The 18,754-nt window shown below is 71.8% G+C and carries 22 protein-coding genes; 11 read left to right on the top strand and 11 right to left on the bottom strand.

The window, feature by feature from the left end; genetic code table 11:
• Window positions 1-9 precede the first annotated feature (9 nt).
• On the top strand, window positions 10-897 hold the full coding sequence (locus ACIA5G_RS26795) for a TIGR03564 family F420-dependent LLM class oxidoreductase (RefSeq protein WP_395927812.1): 888 nt from the start codon (window positions 10-12) through the stop codon (window positions 895-897).
• A gap of 19 nt (window positions 898-916) precedes the next feature.
• Here ACIA5G_RS26795 and ACIA5G_RS26790 read toward each other — a convergent pair whose 3' ends face one another.
• The 6 genes from ACIA5G_RS26790 to sigC all read right to left on the bottom strand — a co-directional run bounded on the left by ACIA5G_RS26790 (window position 917) and on the right by sigC (window position 7,495).
• Window positions 917-1,696, bottom strand: a complete 780-nt coding sequence (locus tag ACIA5G_RS26790; RefSeq protein ID WP_395927811.1) for an SDR family NAD(P)-dependent oxidoreductase — start codon at window positions 1,694-1,696, stop codon at window positions 917-919.
• On the bottom strand, window positions 1,693-2,550 hold the full coding sequence (locus ACIA5G_RS26785; RefSeq protein WP_395927810.1) for a helix-turn-helix domain-containing protein: 858 nt from the start codon (window positions 2,548-2,550) through the stop codon (window positions 1,693-1,695). The genes ACIA5G_RS26790 and ACIA5G_RS26785 overlap by 4 nt, the downstream gene beginning before the upstream one ends.
• A 76-nt stretch (window positions 2,551-2,626) precedes the next feature.
• Complete coding sequence (locus ACIA5G_RS26780; protein ID WP_395927809.1) at window positions 2,627-3,856, bottom strand: PucR family transcriptional regulator; 1,230 nt, start codon at window positions 3,854-3,856, stop codon at window positions 2,627-2,629.
• A gap of 139 nt (window positions 3,857-3,995) precedes the next feature.
• Window positions 3,996-4,451 carry a (2Fe-2S)-binding protein gene (locus ACIA5G_RS26775; protein ID WP_247054477.1) on the bottom strand — a complete coding sequence of 152 codons (456 nt, stop codon included), beginning with the start codon at window positions 4,449-4,451 and terminating at the stop codon, window positions 3,996-3,998.
• A gap of 15 nt (window positions 4,452-4,466) precedes the next feature.
• Window positions 4,467-6,716: a molybdopterin cofactor-binding domain-containing protein gene (locus ACIA5G_RS26770; protein WP_395927808.1), complete on the bottom strand. Its 2,250-nt coding sequence runs from the start codon at window positions 6,714-6,716 to the stop codon at window positions 4,467-4,469.
• Window positions 6,717-6,937: 221 nt separating this feature from the next.
• A complete protein-coding gene (gene sigC, locus ACIA5G_RS26765; RefSeq protein ID WP_395927807.1) occupies window positions 6,938-7,495 on the bottom strand; it encodes an RNA polymerase sigma factor SigC in 558 nt (185 codons plus the stop codon).
• Window positions 7,496-7,511: 16 nt separating this feature from the next.
• On the opposite strand from sigC, the gene ACIA5G_RS26760 reads away from it, so the two are divergent.
• The gene (locus ACIA5G_RS26760) at window positions 7,512-8,276 is read left to right on the top strand and encodes a zf-HC2 domain-containing protein (protein ID WP_395927806.1); all 765 of its coding nucleotides are present in this window, start codon (window positions 7,512-7,514) and stop codon (window positions 8,274-8,276) included.
• Window positions 8,277-8,306: 30 nt separating this feature from the next.
• On the opposite strand, the gene ACIA5G_RS26755 is transcribed toward ACIA5G_RS26760, so the two are convergent.
• Window positions 8,307-8,819 (bottom strand): PadR family transcriptional regulator, encoded by a 513-nt coding sequence (locus tag ACIA5G_RS26755; RefSeq protein WP_395927804.1) that lies wholly within the window; start codon window positions 8,817-8,819, stop codon window positions 8,307-8,309.
• Between the two features lie 89 nt (window positions 8,820-8,908).
• On the opposite strand from ACIA5G_RS26755, the gene ACIA5G_RS26750 reads away from it, so the two are divergent.
• Both ACIA5G_RS26750 and ACIA5G_RS26745 read left to right on the top strand, forming a co-directional pair.
• Window positions 8,909-9,469, top strand: a complete 561-nt coding sequence (locus ACIA5G_RS26750; protein ID WP_395927801.1) for a hypothetical protein — start codon at window positions 8,909-8,911, stop codon at window positions 9,467-9,469.
• A 5-nt stretch (window positions 9,470-9,474) separates the two neighbouring features.
• On the top strand, window positions 9,475-10,755 hold the full coding sequence (locus ACIA5G_RS26745) for a carotenoid oxygenase family protein (protein ID WP_395928037.1): 1,281 nt from the start codon (window positions 9,475-9,477) through the stop codon (window positions 10,753-10,755).
• A gap of 4 nt (window positions 10,756-10,759) precedes the next feature.
• Here the strand turns inward: ACIA5G_RS26745 and ACIA5G_RS26740 are convergent, their stop codons facing one another.
• Window positions 10,760-11,500: a DUF427 domain-containing protein gene (locus ACIA5G_RS26740; protein ID WP_395927799.1), complete on the bottom strand. Its 741-nt coding sequence runs from the start codon at window positions 11,498-11,500 to the stop codon at window positions 10,760-10,762.
• 100 nt (window positions 11,501-11,600) lie between these two features.
• Between ACIA5G_RS26740 and ACIA5G_RS26735 the strand changes: the two genes are divergently transcribed.
• On the top strand, window positions 11,601-12,800 hold the full coding sequence (locus ACIA5G_RS26735; protein WP_395927797.1) for an ROK family protein: 1,200 nt from the start codon (window positions 11,601-11,603) through the stop codon (window positions 12,798-12,800).
• Complete coding sequence (locus tag ACIA5G_RS26730; protein WP_395927795.1) at window positions 12,800-13,090, top strand: hypothetical protein; 291 nt, start codon at window positions 12,800-12,802, stop codon at window positions 13,088-13,090. The genes ACIA5G_RS26735 and ACIA5G_RS26730 overlap by 1 nt, the downstream gene beginning before the upstream one ends.
• Before the next feature lie 16 nt (window positions 13,091-13,106).
• Here ACIA5G_RS26730 and ACIA5G_RS26725 read toward each other — a convergent pair whose 3' ends face one another.
• Complete coding sequence (locus ACIA5G_RS26725; RefSeq protein WP_395927793.1) at window positions 13,107-13,568, bottom strand: pyridoxamine 5'-phosphate oxidase family protein; 462 nt, start codon at window positions 13,566-13,568, stop codon at window positions 13,107-13,109.
• Here ACIA5G_RS26725 and ACIA5G_RS26720 point away from each other — a divergent pair.
• Window positions 13,567-14,049 (top strand): MarR family winged helix-turn-helix transcriptional regulator, encoded by a 483-nt coding sequence (locus ACIA5G_RS26720; protein ID WP_395927791.1) that lies wholly within the window; start codon window positions 13,567-13,569, stop codon window positions 14,047-14,049. The two genes, ACIA5G_RS26725 and ACIA5G_RS26720, sit on opposite strands and share 2 nt — an antisense overlap.
• 51 nt (window positions 14,050-14,100) lie before the next feature.
• The gene (locus ACIA5G_RS26715; protein WP_395927790.1) at window positions 14,101-14,424 is read left to right on the top strand and encodes a nuclear transport factor 2 family protein; all 324 of its coding nucleotides are present in this window, start codon (window positions 14,101-14,103) and stop codon (window positions 14,422-14,424) included.
• On the opposite strand, the gene ACIA5G_RS26710 is transcribed toward ACIA5G_RS26715, so the two are convergent.
• The gene (locus tag ACIA5G_RS26710; RefSeq protein ID WP_395927788.1) at window positions 14,402-14,914 is read right to left on the bottom strand and encodes a PaaI family thioesterase; all 513 of its coding nucleotides are present in this window, start codon (window positions 14,912-14,914) and stop codon (window positions 14,402-14,404) included. The genes ACIA5G_RS26715 and ACIA5G_RS26710 overlap by 23 nt on opposite strands.
• Before the next feature lie 129 nt (window positions 14,915-15,043).
• Here ACIA5G_RS26710 and ACIA5G_RS26705 point away from each other — a divergent pair, with 129 nt between their 5' ends.
• The 3 genes from ACIA5G_RS26705 to ACIA5G_RS26695 are packed head-to-tail and all read left to right on the top strand — an operon-like array spanning window position 15,044 to window position 18,552.
• Entirely contained in the window at window positions 15,044-15,412 is a 369-nt protein-coding gene (locus tag ACIA5G_RS26705; RefSeq protein ID WP_395928035.1) for an ArsR/SmtB family transcription factor, read from the top strand.
• A 9-nt stretch (window positions 15,413-15,421) separates the two neighbouring features.
• Window positions 15,422-16,153: an HAD family hydrolase gene (locus tag ACIA5G_RS26700; RefSeq protein WP_395927786.1), complete on the top strand. Its 732-nt coding sequence runs from the start codon at window positions 15,422-15,424 to the stop codon at window positions 16,151-16,153.
• Window positions 16,150-18,552, top strand: coding sequence for a glycoside hydrolase family 65 protein (locus tag ACIA5G_RS26695; RefSeq protein WP_395927784.1), 2,403 nt, complete (start codon window positions 16,150-16,152; stop codon window positions 18,550-18,552). Before ACIA5G_RS26700 ends, ACIA5G_RS26695 begins: the two co-directional genes overlap by 4 nt.
• Here the strand turns inward: ACIA5G_RS26695 and ACIA5G_RS26690 are convergent.
• Window positions 18,533-18,715, bottom strand: coding sequence for a hypothetical protein (locus tag ACIA5G_RS26690; protein ID WP_395927782.1), 183 nt, complete (start codon window positions 18,713-18,715; stop codon window positions 18,533-18,535). The two genes, ACIA5G_RS26695 and ACIA5G_RS26690, sit on opposite strands and share 20 nt — an antisense overlap.
• Window positions 18,716-18,754: the final 39 nt, after the last annotated feature.

The raw sequence follows: 18,754 nt of genomic DNA, 5'->3' as shown, positions 1-18,754 counted from the left end.
GGAGAGCACATGCGCACCGGGATCCTGATCGACGAACTCGGCGTCGGCTTCGACGCGATGACCGCCCAAGCACGCGAAGCGGCGAAGCTCGGCTACCGCACACTCTGGCTGGCGCAGCGCGGCGGCTGGGACGCACTCACTGCGCTCCCGGCGCTCGGGGCCGCCGCGCCCGGCGTCGAACTGGGCACGTGCGTCGTGCCGACCTACCCGCGGCACCCGATCACGATGGCCGCGCAGGCGCTGACCGTCCAGGCCGCCACCGGGGTGCCGGTCCACCTCGGCGTCGGGCTCAGCCACCGGTCCATCGTCGAGCACGAGTTCGGCTACTCCTACGACCGCCCGATCCGGCACCTGCGCGAATACCTCCAGGCGCTGAACCCGTTGCTGCGCGGGGAAAAGGCCGACGTCCACGGCGAGTCGCTCACCGCGGCGGGCGGCCTGACCACCCCCGGCGCCGAGCGGCCCGCGGTGCTGGTCGGCTCGGTGAGCCCGGGGTCGACGCGGCTGTCCGGCGAACTCGCCGACGGCGTGATCACCACCTGGGCCGGCCCGCGCGCGCTCGGCGAGTTCGTGGTCCCGACGATCACCGAAGCCGCCGCCGGCCGCCCGGCCCCGCGGGTGGTGACCGGGCAGCTGATCTGCGTAACGTCCGAAGTGGACGAACGCCGTGCGTGGGTCGAGGAGAACTACGGCGCCGCGGCGACGGTCCCGGCGTACCGCGCGATCCTGGACCGCGACGGGTACGCGAAGGTGTCCGACAGCGTCATCGCCGGCGACGAGGAAACCGTGCGACGCCAGGTGAAATCCCTCGAGGACGCGGGCGCGACCGAGCTGCTGGTGATGCCGTTCGGCTCGGCGGAGGACCAGGCGCGCACCCGCGAGCTGCTGGCCTCGTGAGCCTCGACCTCGGCGCGGCTCAGGCCGTCCGGTAGCGGGTGGCGAGTTCCGGGCTCTGGCCCCCGAAAGCGGCTAGATCGGCCCGGAACACCGTCTCCAGCAGGCTCGCGTCTTCAACACCGGGAGCGCAGACCACTTCGCCGAGCTCCAGACCGCGCAGCGAGGCCGAGACGACGTCGGCCGCGCTCATGCGGGGTACCGCGCTCAGGTCCATGCCCTGCCGCTCGTGGAACTCCGTGGCGACCACACCGGGGCACACCACCTGGACCCGGACGCCGGTGCCTTCGAGCTCGGCGCCGAGCGTCTGGGACAGGGCGACCAGGTGCGCGAGGGTGCCGGTGTAAACGGCGCGGCGGGGCAGCTGCGAGTGCGGCGCGGGCCCGCTGAACGCGATCATGCCCGCGACGTTGACGATGGTGCCGCGGCCCCGCTCCTGCATGCCCCCGACGGCGGCGCGCGCGAGCAGCGTGGGGGCCAGCACCTTGACGGTGACCAGTTCGCGCGCCTTGTCGGCGGGCAGGTCGGCCAGCGGCATGTAGTGCGCGACACCCGCGTTGTTCACGAGCAGGTCGAGCGGCTCGGCGGCGCAGATCTCCGCGACGGCGTTGATGCCTTCGTCGGTGGCGAGGTCGGCGGCGACGGCGCGCACCTTGACTTCGGTGTGGGCGGCGGCGAACTCGTCGAGGCGGTCCTGCCGGCGGCCGACGATCACCAGGTCGTGGCCGTCGGCGGCCAGGCGCTCGGCGAACGCCCGGCCGATTCCGGACGTGGCGCCGGTGACCAGTGCGAGCTTGCTCATGCGTGGTTTTCCTTCTGTTCGGATCGGGTGGGCGTGGCCGCGGCGGAGCCGAGGAGCGCCAGCTTGTCGGCGGCGTCCGTGCCCGGATCGGGGTGGTAGACGGCGAGCACGAGACCCGGCGCCTCGCTGACGACGAGCTTCTCCCGGTTCAAGACCAGCTCGCCGACCAGCGGGTGGTCGAACCGCACCGTCGCACCGCGCCGGTTCGCGACGTCGTGACGCGCCCACAGTGCGCGAAACCTCGGGCTGGCCAGGGAAAGCTCCCCGACCAGCTCGATGAACCGCGGGTCGTCGGTCTCGGTCCCGACGGACTGGCGGAAGCCGGCCACCAGTCCCTGCGTGGCCCGGTCCCAGTCCGGGAAGAGGGCCCGCTCGGCCGGATCGAGGAAGACGTCTCGCAACCGGTTGGCTCCGGCCACCAGCCGTGGCGAAAGGGCCGCGGCGAGCGGGTTGGCCGCCAGGACGTCGAGGTAACGGCCCTCGACGAACGCCGGCAGGGACAGCGCCGCCAGGAACTTGACGATGCTCGGCGGGACCGTTTCCTTTCGACGCCGGCGACGTCGCCGGCGCGCGGGCCCGGCTTCGGCGAGGCCGATCAGATACGCCGTCGTGTCGTCGTCGAGCTGCAGCACCCGCGCCAGGGACTCGAGGACCTGCCTCGACGGGTTGCGGTCCCGTCCCTGCTCCAGCCGCAGGTAGTAGTCGGCGCTGATGCCGGCCAGCATCGCGACCTCTTCCCGGCGCAGGCCGGGCACCCGCCGCAGGCCGGCGGCCGGGATGCCCGCCTGCTGGGGGGTGAGCAGCTCGCGGCGGGCGCGGAGGTGGTCACCCAGGAGGTTCGGTTCGCCGGTCACCTCAACCACGGTAATCAGCGCCGGCGGCCCGCGCCTGGTCCTGTCACCCCCAGGAACACGAGGGCACCCGGACGCCTCAGCGCGGCGCCGGGAGGTGTGTCGCCTCGGGGAAGAGGTTCAGCGCGCGCAGTGCCGCGCCCAGCTCGGCGATGTCCGCCGGGTCCGTCAGCGACCGGCCCAGCTCCTCGGTGATCCGCTTGAGACGGTGGCGGATCGTGTTGGGGTGGCAGAACATCCGCTCCGACGTCAGCTTCGTCGAGCCCTGGCAGTCGAACCACGCGCGCAACGTCAGCAGCAGCACGTTCCGGTCGTCACCCGGCAGGTCGAGCACCGGCTGGAGGACGTGGTGCGCCAGCTGCACCGACGCTTCCGGCGAGCTGGCCACCAGGCCGGCCAGCGGCGACTCGGTGAACTGCACCATCGCCGGCGTGCCGGGGCTCAGGCTGGACAGCGCCACCCGCGCCAGGTGCAGCGCGCGGGCGGTGTTGCCGAGGCCGGTGAACACCGGGCTCATCCCGACCCGGCCCACCGGGTGCTCGCGGACCAGCTCCACGATCGCCTTCGACGCGCTCGGGTCGCGCAGGGACACCACGCCGACCTGCAGGTCCGGTGTCAGCCGCCAGGCCGACGCGTGGTGCAGCTCCCGCAGCCGCGCCTCGATCTGCGGCAGCGGTTCCTGGCCCAGCCGCGGGGTTTCCGCCGCGACCACGACGAACGTGCCGTCCAGCGACAGGTCGAGCACCCGCGCGATGTCCCACAGCGTGCCCTCGGTCGCGGAGCCGCCGGCGAACAGCGCCTCGACCAGCGCCGAGCGCCGGTTCTGGTGCGCCACCAGGACTTCCGCCGTCGTGTCGCGATAGGACGTCGTGAGGGCTTCGGCGAGGTCGTCGATGAGGGCCCAGATCGCCGACGTCGCGGCGACCAGCCCGGCGAGGTCCTGCTGCTCGCCGCGGGCGGTCAGCTCCACGAACCGGTGCCAGACCTCGGTGAGCCCGATCCGGTAGGCCCGCAGCAGCTCGGGCAGCGGCGAGCCCTGCAGCGCGCGGGCGCGGCCGGTCGCGCGGGCCTGGGACAGGTCCGGGACGTCGGACCCGCGCAGCGTGCGCATGACGTGCTCGAGGTTGGCGCGCACCGAGGCCCGCAGCTCGGCGTGGGTGACGAACCGGGCGTCCTGGTACACCGGCATCTCGGTGCGGATCTGCCGCACGGTGCTGTCGATCAGCTCCGGCAGCTTGCGTTCCACCTCGGCGGCGAGGGCCGCGACCTTCGGCGCCAGCCCGTCGGCCAGCAGCGCCTGGTAGTGCATGGGTGCCCTCCGGTCCCCGACCTCCTCGTCGAGGCCTGAGACCGACATCTAACCCGAAAGCGCCAACCACGACCGGGTGAACTTTCTACAGTAACCGCGGATGCGGAGGTTCTTCTGTAGAACCTCCGCATCCGCGTCGTCACATCTTGGCGGCCGCGCTCTTGATCGCCTCGCGGATCCGGAAGTACGTGCCGCACCGGCAGACGTTCTCGATCGCGTCGATCTCCGCGTCCGTCGGGTTCTTCGTCTTCTTCAGCAGCGCGACGGCGGCCATGATCTGCCCGGGCTGGCAGTACCCGCACTGCGCGACGTCCTGCTCCAGCCAGGCTTCCTGGACCGGGTGCAGGTTCTCGCCGTCGGCCAGCCCCTCGATCGTGGTGACCTCCTTGCCCGCGCAGTCGGAAACCGGCGTGACGCAGGGGTTGAACGCCTCGCCGTCGAGGTGGCTGGTGCAGGCCTTGCAGACGTTGATGCCGCAGCCGTACTTCGGCCCGCGGACCTTGAGCTTGTCGCGCAGCGCCCACAGCATCGGCAGGTCGGCGGGCGCGTCGACGGTGACGGTCTTCCCGTTCACCACGAAGGTGTAGTTCGGCATGGTGGGGAACTCCTGTCAGCGCGGGAACGGGTCGAAGTCGACCGGGAAGGTGATGGGGAAGCTGCGGGGCTTGATCCCGGTGGCCCTGGCGTAGGCGTTGGCGATCGCGCCGACCGGCGCCGGCAGGCCGAGCTCACCCGCGCCGCCGATGGTGTCGCCGGTCGCCGGCATCACGTGCACGGTGACGTCCGTCGGCGAGTTCTTCTGCCGCGCGTAGTGGAACTGGGAGTAGCTGCCTTCCAGCGGCAGGCCCTTGTCGATGTGCAGGCCCGCGGTGAGCGTGGTCGAGATCGCGTCGGTCAGGCCGCCGAGCATCTGCGCCTGGATGCCGCGCGGGTTCACCGGCTTGCCGACGTCGACCGCGATCGTCGCCTTCGTGACGCGGGGGTACTTCGGGTCGCGCGCGTCCAGCTCGACCAGGCAGGCGGTGAAGGACTTGTACTCGCCGTGCACCGCGATGCCCTGCGCGAAGCCCTTCGGCATCGCTTTGCCCCACTCGCCGAGCTCGGCGACCTTGTCGAGCACCGCGCGCTGCCGCTCCTCCTTGATGAACTCACGGCGGAACTGCAGCGGGTCCTTGCCGAGCTTCTTCGCGATCTCGTCGACCATGATCTCTTCGGCGCCGCGGGTGTTCGCCGAGTAGACCGAGCGCCACGCCGAGGTGTGGAACTTCAGCGGCACCTCGTTGAGCAGCTGCGTGGTGACGCCGAAGTTGTACGGCGACTTGATCGTCAGCAGGAACACCGTCTGCGCGAAGCTCAGGTTCCCGGCGACCGGCAGCTTCGCCGCGAACGCCGTGAGGATCTCGCCGAGGCCGTGGCTCCAGTCGGTTTCGACACTGGCGACGCGGTGCTCGAAGGTGAGCACCTGCCCGAGCGCGAAGGTGGCGCGGATCCGGTGGTAGCTCGCCGCGCGCCCGCGGCCGTGGCGCATGTCGTCGATCCGGCTCCACATGAGCCGGACGGGCTTCTTCATCGCCTGCGAGATGTGCGCCGCTTCGAGGGCGGCGTCGAAGAACAACCGGCGTCCGAAGGACCCGCCGCCCTGCTGGACGTGCACGGTGACCTTGTTCTCCGGCAGCCCCAGCTCCTGGGCGATGGTCTGCTTCGCCACGATCGGCGACTTCAGCCCGGCCCAGATGGTCGCGCTGCCGTCGCGGACGTCGGCCACCGCGGAGTTCGACTCCATCGGCGCGTGGCTGGCGAAGGCGAAGTCGAACTCGCCGTCGACGTACTGCGTCAGCAGCGGCGGCACCACGAACGGCAGCGCGGCGCCGCGCAGCTTCTTCTTGATGCTCTCGTTGTCCTCGCCGTCGACGGTGCCCGGGCCCCAGGTGACGTCGAGGGCGTTCTTGCCGTCGAGGGCCTGCCCGAAGGTTTCGGCCATCACCGCGACCCCGGTCTTCACGACGGCGATGTCGATGACGCCGGGCATGGCGCGCACGGCGGCCTCGTTGTTGACCTTCTTCACGGTGCCGTTGATGGTCGGCGGGCGCCGCACCATCACCGGGTTCGCACCGGGCACGTCGAGGTCGAGCGTGTAGACCTGCTTGCCGGTGACCATCGCGCGGGCGTCCTTGCGCGAGGTCGGCGTGCCGACCAGGGTGTGCGCGGACTCCGCCTTGGGCTGGATGGCGCCGACCTTCAGGCCGGAGCGCGCCGCCGGCCCGGCGAGCGTGCCGTAACCGGCCTTGCGGCCGTCCGGCGCGTGCACCGCACCGTCGCGAGTGGACAGCCGGGACGCGTCGGTCCCCCACTTCGCCCCGGCCGCGGCCACCATCCGGGCCCGCGCGGTCGCCGCGGTCGCGCGGACCGGGTCGTACAGCGAGCGCATCGTGTTGGAGCCGCCGGTGAGCTGGTTGAACAGCAGCTCGGAGCGGGCATCGTCGAGGACGACGTCGACCTGCTCGAGCGGCAGGTCCAGCTCTTCGGCGACGAGCATCGCGGTCGCCGTGGTGATGCCCTGGCCGACCTCGGCGCGCGGCAGCTGCAGCCGCGCCCGCCCGTCGGCGGTCATCTCGAGCACGAGCATCCCGGCGGTCGGCACGCACGACAGCGTCAGCACGTCGCCGAGGTCCAGGATCTCCGCGGGCTGCGGCAGCGTCGGGATGACGGCCTCGGCGGTCGCCGGGGCCACCGCGTCCGCGGTCAGCTTGGTGGCGACGGTCAGCGTGGGCGCGGCGACCAGGTAGGTCAGGAAGCGGCGGCGGCCGACCTGCCCTGGCTCGTCCTGCTGCTCGGCAGGCTCGGTGGTGGGACGGGCCATCGGGAATCCCTTCGGGGGCTCCGCGTGCGCGGCAGCACGGACCGGAGCGGCGTGGTGGGGAGGCGGGGACCTCGTGACCCGGGTCACGCTAAGCAGGCATGGTCAGGACGTCAACGCGGAGTAGTCGAGTTCGCCCATCTCTGTGACGAGATGACAGCGGAAGGCCCCGAATGTGTGTGCCGCCACAGTGCCGGACGGCGCAAGCGAGTGCGCCGGGTGGGTCAGCCGGCGTCCGAGCCGCGGGCGCGCCGGGCCTGGATCAGGTCTTCGCGGGCGCGGGCAACGCGGGAGCGGACGGTGCCGACCGGGCAGCCGCAGACGTCGGCGGCCTCGGCGTAGGACAGGCCGAGGACCTGGGTCAGCACGAGCACCTCGCGCCGGTCCGGCTCCAGGCCGTCGAGCAGCAGACCCAGCTCGACGAGCTCCTCGAAGCCGGCCGCGGGGTCGCGGGTGCGCTCGGCGGCGGCTTCCCAGTCGGTGTCGGCGAGCTTGGGCCGCGCACCGGCCGCCCGGATCTGGTCGACGACCACCCGCCGCGCGATGGACAGCAGCCAGGTCCGCGACGACGACCGGCCGGCGAACCGGCGGAGGCTGCCGAAGGCGCGGAGGTAGGTCTCCTGCGTCAGGTCGTCGGCCGAGGCGGCGTCGGTGAGGTGCGCGAGGAAGCGCCAGACGTCGGCCTGCGTCGCGCGGACCCACTCCTCGAGAGCCCGGCGGTCGCCGCGGCCGGCGGCCATCGCCAGGGCCGTGACGCGTTCGTCGTCCTCACCGCGGGTCATGCCACGGAACCTAGCAGTGACCGGGAACCGGGGGGACCCGCCGTCCGACTACTGGAACATGAGGTGCGAGGAATGCCGTGAGGCGCTGTCGGCGAGGCTCGACGGCGAGACCGAGCCGGGTCCGCCGGGGGCGGCCGACCGGCACCTGACGGGCTGCGCCGAGTGCCGCGAGTGGTTCACCGGCGCGGAACGCCTGCGCCGGGCGATGCTGCTGCGCCCGGCCCCGCCGGTCCCGGACCTCACCGCGGCGATCCTCGAGCGCACCCCGGCGCCGTCCGGCGACGGCTGGGGGCTGCGGATCGCACTGGCCGTGGTGGCGATCGCCCAGCTCGGGCTGGCCTTCGCGCAGCTGCTCGGCACGGCCGACGCGCACACGCTGCACGACGCCGTCGCGCTCGCCGGGCACCTCGCGCACGAGAGCGGCGCGTGGAACCTCGCGGTGGGGATCGGCCTGCTGGCCGCGGTGGTCCGCCCCCGGACCGCGGGCGGCCAGCTGCCGCTGCTGACCGGGTTCGTCGGGGTGCTGCTGATGCTCTCGGCGGGCGACCTCGCGGCGGGCCAGGTGACGCTCACCCGGCTCGCGACGCACCTGCTGGTGGTGCTCGGGCTGGCGCTGCTGTACGCGGTCCACCGCGGCCACCGCGATCGCCACACCCCGCTCCCGGCGGCGACCGCCGACGACGGCACGGCGACCACGGGGTCCACTGTGGACGCTCCGGCGGCGGAACGGCCGCGGCCCCGCCCCTTCCGGCGCCAGGCCCACGGCCGCCACGCAGCCTGAGGCCCAGCGGTATAGGGCGTTATACGCAGCTCACTCGACCTGCTTGACCGCCCACTCCGCCCATTCCTGCTGCATCGCCGAGAAGCGCTTGCCCCACTCGAGGACGAGCCGGCCGTACAGCGAAGGGTCGTCGTCACCCCAGTCGATCGCCGCATCGAGCTCGGTCAGGCGCTCGGAGCGGCGGCGGCCCGTCTCCCCCAGGTTCGCCAGGTACTCCCGCGCGCGCTCCGGGCCGACCGCGCCGAGGAAGTAGACGCGCAGCAGGGACTCGTTGCGCGTGACGCGGTTCGGCTCGACCTCGACCAGCCAGTGGCGCAGCTCTTCGCGGCCGGCGTCGGTGAGCTCGTACTCCTTACGCCCGCGTGGGCCCTCGGCGTGGACGCGGATCAGGCCCGCCGTCTCGAGCTTGCCGAGCTCGCCGTAGAGCTGGCTCTGCGTCGCCGCCCAGACGTTGGACATCGCCTGCTCGAAGCGTTTCAGCAGGTCGTAGCCGCTCATCGGGTGCTCGTCCAGCAGGCCGAGGACAGCGTGGCGAAGGCTCATGCCGCCATCATGACATTCCACTCTTGACATGTCCAAGTAGCAGGTTCTAGTTTCGACATGTCGAAGTTGGAACGTCAGGGGAGACGGGCATGAACTACCTGAAGAGCTTCCTTCCGTGGATCGCCTTCGCCGTGGTCGCGACGCAGGCCGACTGGCGCTGGTCCGGCCTGACCGGGCTCGTCCTCGCCGCCGGCCTGCTCGCCCTGGCACGCCGCGAAGGCCGCGAAGCGGGCACGTTGATCATCGAGTGGAGCGCACTCGCCTTCTTCGCGCTGCTCACGGCCGTCGCGTTCGCCTTCCCGGCGTCGCCGCTGAAGACCTACACCGGCGCGCTCACCGACGCCTGGCTGGCGCTGACCGCCTGGGGCTCGCTCGCCCTGCGCCGGCCGTTCACCCTCGGCATCGCGCGGACGATGACCCCGCCGGAGTTCTGGGACAACCCGATCTTCAAGCGGGTCAACGTGATCATCACGCTGGTGTGGGCCGCGAGCTTCACCGTCACCGGCCTCGCCGGCATCGCCCTGCTGAACTACGCGCCGCACGCGACGGCCGCGCTGATCGCGCTCAAGGTCCTCGGCTTCGCCGTCCCCGTCGCCTTCACCGTCCGCTACCCGCGCACCGTCCGGGCCCGCGCCCAGAAAGCCGCGTGACCACCATGACCACCACCGACTTCCACCTCGCCGGCGCCTACGCCCCGGTCCACGACGAGCTCACCGCGTTCGACCTGCCGGTGACCGGCGCGCTCCCGCCCGAGCTGACCGGCTGGTACCTGCGCAACGGCCCGAACCCGCGTGCGGACAGCAAGCACTGGTTCACCGGTGACGGCATGGTCCACGGCGTCCGCCTCGACGGCGGCCGCGCGGCCTGGTACCGCAACCGCTGGATGCGGACGGAGAGCTTCGACGACCCGGATCTCAAGCCGTACAACGAAGACGGCACTCGCAACCTGCACAGCAGCGTCGCGAACACGCACGTCGTCAACCACGCCGGCCGCACACTCGCGCTCGTCGAATCGTCGCTGCCGTACGAGATCACCACCGAGCTCGACACCGTCGGCGTGTACGACTTCGACGGCGAGCTGGCCGATTCGATGACCGCCCACCCGAAGATCTGCCCCACCACCGGGGAACTGCACTTCTTCGGGTACGGCAGCATCACCGCGCCGCACGTGAGCTACTACCGCGCCGACCCCGCCGGCAAGCTGGTCGTCAAGCAGCCCGTCGACGTGCCGGGCCTGACGATGATGCACGACTTCGCGATGACCGCGGAGCACGTCGTCTTCTACGACCTGCCCGTGGTGTTCGACCTGGCGTCGGTCGGCCGGGGCATGCCCTACCGCTGGGACGCCGGCTACGGCGCGAGGCTCGGCGTGCTGCGCCGCGACCGGCCCGAGGCCGGGGTCCGCTGGCTGGAGATCGAGCCCTGCTACGTCTTCCACACGCTCAACGCGTTCGACGCGCCGGACGGCCGGATCGTCGTGCACGTCATGCGGTACGACCACCAGTGGTGGGCGGGCCACGAGGACCCGCCGGCGTCGCTGTGGCGCTGGACGATCGACCTCACCGCCGGCACGGTGACCGAAGACCGGCTCGACGACCGGCCGGGCGAGTTCCCCCGCATCGACGACCGGCTCGCCGGCTCCGACACCCGCTTCGGGCACGTGACGAGCCACGACGCGCTACGCCGTTACGACCTGCACGCGGGCACGGCGGCCGAGCACGTCTTCACCCCCGGCCGCATCCCCGGCGAAGCGGTGTTCGTCCCGGCGGAGCACGGCGAAGGCTGGCTGCTCACCTACGTCTACGACGCGGCGGAGGATCGCAGCGACCTCGTGGTGCTCGACGCCGGGAACGTCGCGGCGGCGCCGGTGGCGACCGTCCACCTGCCGCAGCGGGTGCCCGCGGGCTTCCACGGGAACTGGCTGCCGGACGCGTGAGACCTCAGGCGAACTTGGTCTTCGGCCGTTCCTGCCGCACCCCGTCGACGTAGACGTCCACCTTCTCGTCGAGGAACGCGACCAGGCCCGCGACGCGCGTGCTCTCCGGCAGCGGGGTCGGGTAGCTCCAGGCGAGGTCCTCGTGCCCGGCCACCGAGAAGTGGTCGGCGGCCCCCTTGTACGGGCAGTGCGTCACGGTGTCGATCTTGTCGAGCAGATCCATCCGGACGTCCACGCGGGGCAGGTAGTAGCGCGTCGGCAGGCCGGTCTCGAAGAGCAGGTGCGGCCGCACGGTGTCGGCCACGGTCTCGCCGTCGACCTCGATCCGGACGTGGCGCGAGCTGGGCAGGACGTCGACGCGGACACCGGGGTCGCGCGGGTGCGTGAAGATCTGTTCGTCCTCTTCGAACCAGTCGAACGCGGCGAAGTCGAAGCGGACGTGGCCGCGCAGCTCCTCGATGGGCGAATCCGGGTATTCCAGCGCGCCGTCCACCGCCTCGGCCCGGTCAGCCTTTATCGTCGACAGAACACCTTCTCCCCGGCTGGGCGAGTGCGACGTCCGGCCGGAGGGGGTGAGCAAGCCGCTCACGACGTCCGCGCGCGGGAAGTAGTACGTGGGGTAGTACGGAACTTCCCACACCAGGAGGGGGTGCACGGTGTCCGCGACGACCTGCCCGCCGAGGAACACCCGTACCCGCTTCGCGCCTTGTGCCACGCGGACCCGCCCGCGTACCGGAGTGCTCATGCTCCGGTCAACGGGTCCCGAACACGGCGTATTCCGGCGGAACCGGGGCTCGGACGGCTAGCGTGGCAGCGAGGACGAAGTCGACAGGAGGCAGGCACGGGTGGCCGGCGTAGAAGCTCCCACGGTCGGTACCCCCGCCGGGATGCGCAAGATCAACCAGCGGGCGGTGCTCGACCTGCTGCGCCGCAGCGGACCGGCGACCCGGCCGCAGGTGGCGAAGGACACCGGGTTGTCGAAGCCGACGGTGAGCCAGGCCCTGCTCGCGCTCGAAGCCGCCGGGCTGGCGCGCCCGACCGGGCACACGTCCACCGGCACCGGGCGCTCGGCCGTGCTGTACGAAGCGGACCCCACCGCGGGCTACGTGCTGGGTGTCGACATCGGGCGTGAGCACCTCCGCGTGGCGGTGTCGGACCTCGGCCGCACGATCGTGGCGCGCCGCGACGAGCGCAACACGGCGCGCTCCGGCGCGGCGCTGGTGACGGCGGTCGGGAAGATCGCCGCTTCGGCCGTCGCGGAGGCCGGCTTGACGGCCGGCGACATCGTTGTCCGCGTGGTCGGCTCCCCCGGCGTCGCCGACCCGGACAAGCGCTGCTTCCGGCACGCGCCGAACCTGCCGGGCTGGGGCCGGGCCGGGCTGATCGACGACCTCGAGGCCGCGCTGGGCCCGGACCTGATGGTGGAGAACGACGCGAACCTCACCGCGGTCGGCGAAGGGGAAAGTGGCGCCGCCCGGGGCGCGTCGGTGTTCGGCTGCATCACGATCGGCACCGGCGTCGGCATGGGCATGATGGTCGACGGCCGGGTGTTCCGCGGCGCGACGGGCGCGGCCGGCGAGATCGGCTACCTCCCGTACGGCCGCACGCGGGCGGCCGACTCCCCCGGCGCCCCACCGGCCCGCGGCCACCTCGAAGAGGCGACGGCGGCCCAGTCGGTGGTCCGCGGCGCCCGCGAACTCGGCCTGGGCACGGCAAAATCGGCCCGCGAGGTGTTCCGCCTGGCCCGCGAAGGCGACGACCTGGCCCGCCGCGCGCTCGAAGCCGAAGCCGACCGCCTGGCGTACACGGTGGCATCGGTGGCCGCGGTGATCGACCCGGAGCTGATCGTCCTGGGCGGCGGCATGGGCGCGGCGGCGGACCTGCTGCTGGAGCCGATCGACCGCGCGTTGCGCGCGTTCACGCCGTTGGTGCCGAAGGTGGTCCAGGGCGAACTGGGCGAGGACGCGGTGCTGACGGGAGCGATCAGCGTGGGCCTGCGGGCGGCCCAGGGTCTGGTGTTCGACCGGCGCGTGGGTGCGGCTTAGTGGACACGCCCCGGCGTGAACTCCGGCTTCCGCTCGACGAAGCCGTCGAGGTGCTCTGCGACCTCAACGAATTCGTCGTCTCGCTGGACCGAATCGGCTCCCGGCGGGCCGGCGGCGACGCCGAGGACACGACGGTGGGCCGGTTCGTCGCCGAGTGGGACCTCGCCCGGCGGCTGGCCCGCGCCCGCGGTGTCCTGTCGAAAGCCCTCGACGACCAGCTGACCGCCGCCGAGAACGCGCGGATCGACGAGCGGTGCGAGCAAGGCCGGTTCTTCGGGGACCCCTCGTGATCCGCGTGGGCGCCGCCTAAGCCGCGCGCCAAGCCTCGCCGCCCGTCGACACCCGCCACGGTGTCAGCCGCAGCACCGTGATCCCCGGGTCCCGGAAATCCTCGCCGCCGAGGATCTTCGGGTTGTACCCCAACGGTTCCGGCGTCGAGGCGAACAGGTCCCACAGGTACTTCCGGCTCTCCTCGTCGTCGGCGAACTCCGCCCGGCACTCCGCCACCGCCACTTCGTGCTGCGGGTCCCAGTACGAGCACGACACGTACGGTGACGCCGTCAGGTGCGCGAGCTTGAGCGGCGTCGGGCGGGTGAACAGCCAGCCCGTCAGCCCGGCCGGGCCCGCTTCCCAGATCGGGTGGACCACGCGCGACCGCGGCCGGCCCCGCCGGTCGACCGTCACCAGCGTGCACCAGACGATCCGGTGCGCCACGCGGACGAATGCGCCGGCCAGGTCGGCCGGCACTCTGCTAGATTCCACAACCATGGTTGTGCATCCTACGCCGGACGGCCTGGACCTGTCACTCACCGCTCTCTTCGCGGGCTGGACGATGACGGACGAGGTGCAGCGCCGCCTCGCCGAGCGGGGCTACGGCGACCTGCGGTTCAACGACGGCGTGGTGATCCAGCACGTTCTGGCCGCGCCGCTGTCCATCACCGCGCTGGCCGAGCGGATGGGCGTGACGCAGCAGGCGGCGTCGAAGGCCGTCGCCGATCTCGAACGCCGGAACCTCATCAGGCGCGAGCCCGACCCTGCCGACGCGCGCACGAAGCTGCTGCACCTGACCGAGCACGCCCGGAACGCGGTCGAAGAAACCCGCGCGCTGCGTCAAGAACTCCAGGAGGAACTCGTAAGGGAATACGGCTCCGAACGCGTCGAGGATGCGCGCACACTGCTGGCCTCGATCATCGGCCGCTTCGGCGGCGGTGACGCGATCCGCGGCCGGCGCGTGCGGCCGCCGCGCTGATTACCTTCGACGTAATCGACCGCGGAGCCGGGGAAAGCCGACGATGACCGCATGAGCGAAACGAACCGCATGATCGTGGTCGACTGCCTGGAAAACCTGTTCGTGCACAAGGACTTCGACGCCGCGAAGGCCGCGCTGCACCCCGACTTCGTCACTCACAGCCCCGGTTTGCCCGATGGTCGCGACGCGTTCGCCGACGCCGTGAAGAACTCGCCATTGGCCGGGGCGACCGCGGAGATCAAGCACATCGCCGCCGAGAACGACCTCGTCATGGTGCACCTGCAGGTGGCCGGGACGGCCATCGTCGACATCCTGCGGGTCGAGGACGGCCTCCTCGTCGAGCACTGGGACGTCAAGCAGCCGATCCCGGGGTGATCACGCAGGTCCCCGACGCCGTCGCGAGCAGCTTGCCCTCGGCGTCGCGGATCTCCCCCTCGGCGAACGCGATCCGCGAGCCCGCCTTCACCACCCGCCCGGTCGCCCGGATCTCGCCGCGGCCCGCGTGGATCGCGCGCAGGTAGCTCACCTTCAGCTCCACCGACGAGTAGCCGACGCCGGCCGGCAGCGTCGTATGCACGGCGCAGCCGACCACCGAATCCAGCATCGTGGCCGCCACCCCGCCGTGGACCATGCCGATCGGGTTGTACAGCGACTCGTCCGGCTCGGCGACCGCGACAACCTCGCCGGGCGCGATGCGCTCCCAGCGCAGCCCGAAGTGCGCGGCGATCGGCGGCCCCGGGACCCGGCCCTCGGCGACGGCGGTCAGGTACTCCAGGCCGGACATCGTGGCGCCGAGCCGGGCGGTCGCCAGCGGGTCCTCCCAGGTGATGGTCTTCGAACGGACCTGCGCGGCGACGTCGGTCATCTCGGCTCCTCGATTATGACAAGTGTCTTAATCGCAGCCTCGCCCGCCGCGCCTGCGGCGTCAAGCGTGGCGTGACCCAGGCCACCGGTGGTCCGCCCGCGGCCGGGGTGGAATCATCCGGGGGTGAGCATCGACCCCGGCCGCAAGCTGATCGACCCGGAACGGGTGGCCGCGGCGATCGACGGGCTGGGCGACCGCGCCGTCATCGACGAGTGGGCCCAGCGGTTCTCCGTGGTCGCCGACCCCTCGCGGCTCGCGCTGCTGGTCTCGATCCACTACGCCCGCGAGATCAGCGTCACCGACCTCGCCGCGGTCACCGGCATGACCGACACCGCGGTGTCGCAGGCCCTGCGGCTGCTGCGGGCCCACGGCCTGGTCACCACGCAGCGCACCGGCCGGGTGGTGCGCTACCGGCTCGCGGACGCGACCGTGCACGAACTCATCCATCGGGTGCGGCCACACCCCGAACAGCCCGCGAACCAGGGCGAGGACCGGTAGCGTGCGGGCATGACGGGACTGCCCGAAACCATCACCGCCTGCCTGTTCGACCTCGACGGAGTGCTCACCGGAACGGCGGTCCTCCACCGCGAGGCGTGGAAACGGACATTTGACGAATTCCTCCGCACCCGCGACGGTGACGGCTTCCGCGAATTCACCGATGCGGACTACGCGACCTTTGTGGACGGCCGCCCCCGCGCCGACGGAGTGCGTGAATTCCTGAAGTCACGCGACATCGAGCTGCCCGAAGGCACCCCCGACGACCCGGCCGGCGCCCCGACCGTGAACGGCGTCGGCAACCTCAAGAACGAGCTGGTGCTCAAGATCATCGACGAACGCGGTGTCAGCCCCTACCCCGGCTCGATCCGCTACCTCGAGGCGGTCAAGGCCGCCGGGCTGCGGATCGCCGTCGTGACGTCGTCGGCGAACGGCGCCAAGGTGCTCGACGCGGGTGACCTGAGCAAGTACGTCGAAGCCCGCGTCGACGGCCTGACCATCCGCGAGCGGAACCTGAAGGGCAAGCCCGCGCCGGACTCCTTCCTGGAAGGCGCCCGGGAGCTCGGGGTCGAGCCCGCGCACGCGGCCGTCTTCGAGGACGCCCAGTCGGGTGTCCAGGCCGGGAAGGCCGGGAACTTCGGGTACGTCGTGGGTGTCAACCGCGCCGACCAGGCCGCGGAGCTGAAGGCCCACGGCGCCGACGTCGTCGTCGACGACCTCGCCGAACTGCTGGAGGACCGATGACCGAGGAACCACACGGCTACGAGTGCGCGCCGTGGGAGCTGCGCTGGCGCGGCATGGACGTCGACGCCCTGCAGCGCACCGAATCGGCGTTCGCGGTGTCCAACGGCCACATCGGGCTGCGCGGCACCCTCGAGGAGGCCGAGCCGCGCGGGCTGCCCGGCACGTACCTCAACGGGTTCTACGAAGAACACGGGCTCCCCTACGCCGAAGCGGGCTACGGTTATCCCGAAGAGGGCCAGACCGTCGTCAACGTCACCGACGGCAAGATCATCCGGCTGCTGGTCGAGGACGAGCCGCTCGACATGCGCTACGGCGCGGCCACCGCGCACGACCGGGTGCTCGACTTCCGCAAGGGCACGCTGACCCGGACCACGGAGTGGTCGTCGCCGACCGGGCGCCGCGTGCGGGTGCGCACCGAACGGCTGGTGTCCTTCACCCAACGCGCGATCGCCGCGATCCGCTACGAGGTCGAGCCGCTCGACGAGGACCTGCAGCTGGTCGTCCAGTCCGACCTGCTGGCCAACGAGCCGATCGAGTCCGACACCCGGGACCCGCGGGTGGCCGCGGCGCTGGAGTCGCCGCTGGTGGGCGAATTCCACCGCGCCACCGACTACAACGCCGTGCTGGTGCACCAGACCCGCCGCTCCGGGCTGCGGATGGCCGCGGCGATGGACCACAAGATCGAGGTGGACGACGGGATCCGCGCCCGCATCCACTCCGAAGAGGATCTCGCACGGCTCACCGTCGCGGTCGACGTCCCCAAGGGCGGCCGGCTGCGGATCACGAAGTTCCTCGCCTACGGCTGGTCGGCACAGCGCTCGGTGCCCGCCCTGCGCTCGCAGGTCGAGGCCGCGCTGGCCGGGGCCCGGCAGACCACCTGGAAGGGCCTGCTCACCGAGCAGCGCCAGTTCCTCGACGAGTTCTGGGCGACGTCGGACATCGAGATCGAGGGTGATCCGGAGCTGCAGCAAGCCGTCCGGTTCGCGCTGTTCCACCTGCTGCAAGCCGGAGCCCGCGGCGAAAGCCGCGCGATCGCCGGCAAGGGGCTGACCGGGCCGGGGTACGACGGGCACGCCTTCTGGGACACCGAATCGTTCGTGCTGCCGGTGCTCACCTACACGATGCCGGACGCGGCGCGCGACGCCCTGCGCTGGCGTCACTCCACAATGGACAAAGCACGGGAGCGCGCGCACCAGCTGGGCCTGCACGGCGCGGCGTTCCCGTGGCGCTCGATCAACGGCGCCGAGTGCTCGGCCTACTGGCCGGCGGGCACCGCGGCGTTCCACGTCAGCGCGGACATCGCCGACGCCGTGCTGCGCTACCTCAACGCGACCGGCGACGACGCGTTCGAGCGCGACTACGGCACCGAGCTGCTGCTGGAAACCGCGCGGCTGTGGGCGTCGCTGGGCCACCACGACCGGCACGGCGCGTTCCGCATCGACGGTGTCACCGGGCCGGACGAGTATTCGGCCGTGGCGGACAACAACGTCTACACGAACCTGATGGCGAAGCGGAACCTGCTGGCCGCGGCGGAGTCTTGCCAGCGGCACCCGGACGTCGCCGCGCGGTTCGGCGTCGACGCCGTCGAGCTGGACTCGTGGCGCGCGGCCGCCGCGGCGATGTTCCTGCCCTACGACCAGGAACTCGGGGTGCACCCGCAGTCGGAGGGCTTCCTCGACCACGACGAGTGGGACTACGAAGGCACGGAGCACGCCCACTACCCGCTGCTGCTGCACTTCCCGTACTTCGACCTGTACCGCAAGCAGGTCGTGAAGCAGGCGGACCTGGTGCTGGCGCTGTACCTGTGCGGCGACTCGTTCAGCCCGGAGGAGAAGGCCCGCAACTTCGCCTACTACGAGGCGAGGACCGTGCGCGACTCCTCGCTGTCGGCGGGCACGCAGTCGGTGGTCGCGGCCGAGGTGGGACACCTCGACCTGGCCTACGACTACCTCGCCGAAGCCGCCCTGACCGACCTGCACGACGTGCACAACAACGTGCGCAACGGCCTGCACATGGCGTCGCTGGCCGGCGCGTGGCAGGGCGCCGTGGCCGGGTTCGGCGGCCTGCGCGACCACGGCTCGACGCTGGCGTTCGCGCCGCGGCTGCCCTCGCAGCTGGACCGGATCACGTTCCGCCTGATGTTCCGCGGCACCCGGTTCCAGGTCGAGATCGACCCCGACCAGGCGACCTACCACGTCCTGGCCGGCGAACCGCTCGAGGTGCTGCACCACGGCGAGCGCATCACGGTCACCGTGGAACCCCAGCGGTTCGCGATCCCGAAGATCGACGCGGGTGACCCGCCGAGGCAGCCACCGGGCCGCGCGCCGATGCGCCGCGACTCGGAGAAGGTGCGTCAGTACGCGGAACCGACCAACCCGGTCACTGTGGAAGGTCGCTGACGACGTCCCGTCCGGGTGGGGCCGGCACGTCTTCGGTCCCACCCGGGTTGACGTCGGGGTCCGGCGCGGTCGGCACGTCGTGCGTCAGCGCGCCGGGAGTCGGGAGCTTCGGGAGCTCTTCGTCTTCGTCGTCGCGGGAATGGCTGTGCTGCTGCTGGCTCATGCTTCCGGCATACCCGGTTTTCCCGGCCACGACCAGGGG

The sequence above is a fragment of the Amycolatopsis sp. NPDC051758 genome (assembly GCF_044453095.1).
In the GTDB taxonomy this organism is placed as follows: domain Bacteria; phylum Actinomycetota; class Actinomycetes; order Mycobacteriales; family Pseudonocardiaceae; genus Amycolatopsis.
Note: the sequence above shows the minus strand (reverse complement) of the source record. Positions and strands in the feature narration are given on the sequence as shown.

Bases quoted from the DNA above. Each gene is read 5' to 3' on its own strand.
- ACIA5G_RS26700 (WP_395927786.1), top strand. From the start codon at position 15,422: ATGACGGGACTGCCCGAAACCATCACCGCCTGCCTGTTCGACCTCGAC.
- ACIA5G_RS26745 (WP_395928037.1), top strand. From the start codon at position 9,475: ATGACCACCACCGACTTCCACCTCGCCGGCGCCTACGCCCCGGTCCAC.
- ACIA5G_RS26710 (WP_395927788.1), bottom strand. From the start codon at position 14,914: ATGACCGACGTCGCCGCGCAGGTCCGTTCGAAGACCATCACCTGGGAG.
- ACIA5G_RS26795 (WP_395927812.1), top strand. From the start codon at position 10: ATGCGCACCGGGATCCTGATCGACGAACTCGGCGTCGGCTTCGACGCG.
- ACIA5G_RS26790 (WP_395927811.1), bottom strand. From the start codon at position 1,696: ATGAGCAAGCTCGCACTGGTCACCGGCGCCACGTCCGGAATCGGCCGG.
- ACIA5G_RS26720 (WP_395927791.1), top strand. From the start codon at position 13,567: ATGGTTGTGCATCCTACGCCGGACGGCCTGGACCTGTCACTCACCGCT.
- ACIA5G_RS26740 (WP_395927799.1), bottom strand. From the start codon at position 11,500: ATGAGCACTCCGGTACGCGGGCGGGTCCGCGTGGCACAAGGCGCGAAG.
- ACIA5G_RS26695 (WP_395927784.1), top strand. From the start codon at position 16,150: ATGACCGAGGAACCACACGGCTACGAGTGCGCGCCGTGGGAGCTGCGC.
- sigC (WP_395927807.1), bottom strand. From the start codon at position 7,495: ATGACCCGCGGTGAGGACGACGAACGCGTCACGGCCCTGGCGATGGCC.
- ACIA5G_RS26690 (WP_395927782.1), bottom strand. From the start codon at position 18,715: ATGAGCCAGCAGCAGCACAGCCATTCCCGCGACGACGAAGACGAAGAG.
- ACIA5G_RS26750 (WP_395927801.1), top strand. From the start codon at position 8,909: ATGAACTACCTGAAGAGCTTCCTTCCGTGGATCGCCTTCGCCGTGGTC.
- ACIA5G_RS26755 (WP_395927804.1), bottom strand. From the start codon at position 8,819: ATGAGCCTTCGCCACGCTGTCCTCGGCCTGCTGGACGAGCACCCGATG.
- ACIA5G_RS26780 (WP_395927809.1), bottom strand. From the start codon at position 3,856: ATGCACTACCAGGCGCTGCTGGCCGACGGGCTGGCGCCGAAGGTCGCG.
- ACIA5G_RS26770 (WP_395927808.1), bottom strand. From the start codon at position 6,716: ATGGCCCGTCCCACCACCGAGCCTGCCGAGCAGCAGGACGAGCCAGGG.
- ACIA5G_RS26725 (WP_395927793.1), bottom strand. From the start codon at position 13,568: ATGGTTGTGGAATCTAGCAGAGTGCCGGCCGACCTGGCCGGCGCATTC.
- ACIA5G_RS26775 (WP_247054477.1), bottom strand. From the start codon at position 4,451: ATGCCGAACTACACCTTCGTGGTGAACGGGAAGACCGTCACCGTCGAC.
- ACIA5G_RS26715 (WP_395927790.1), top strand. From the start codon at position 14,101: ATGAGCGAAACGAACCGCATGATCGTGGTCGACTGCCTGGAAAACCTG.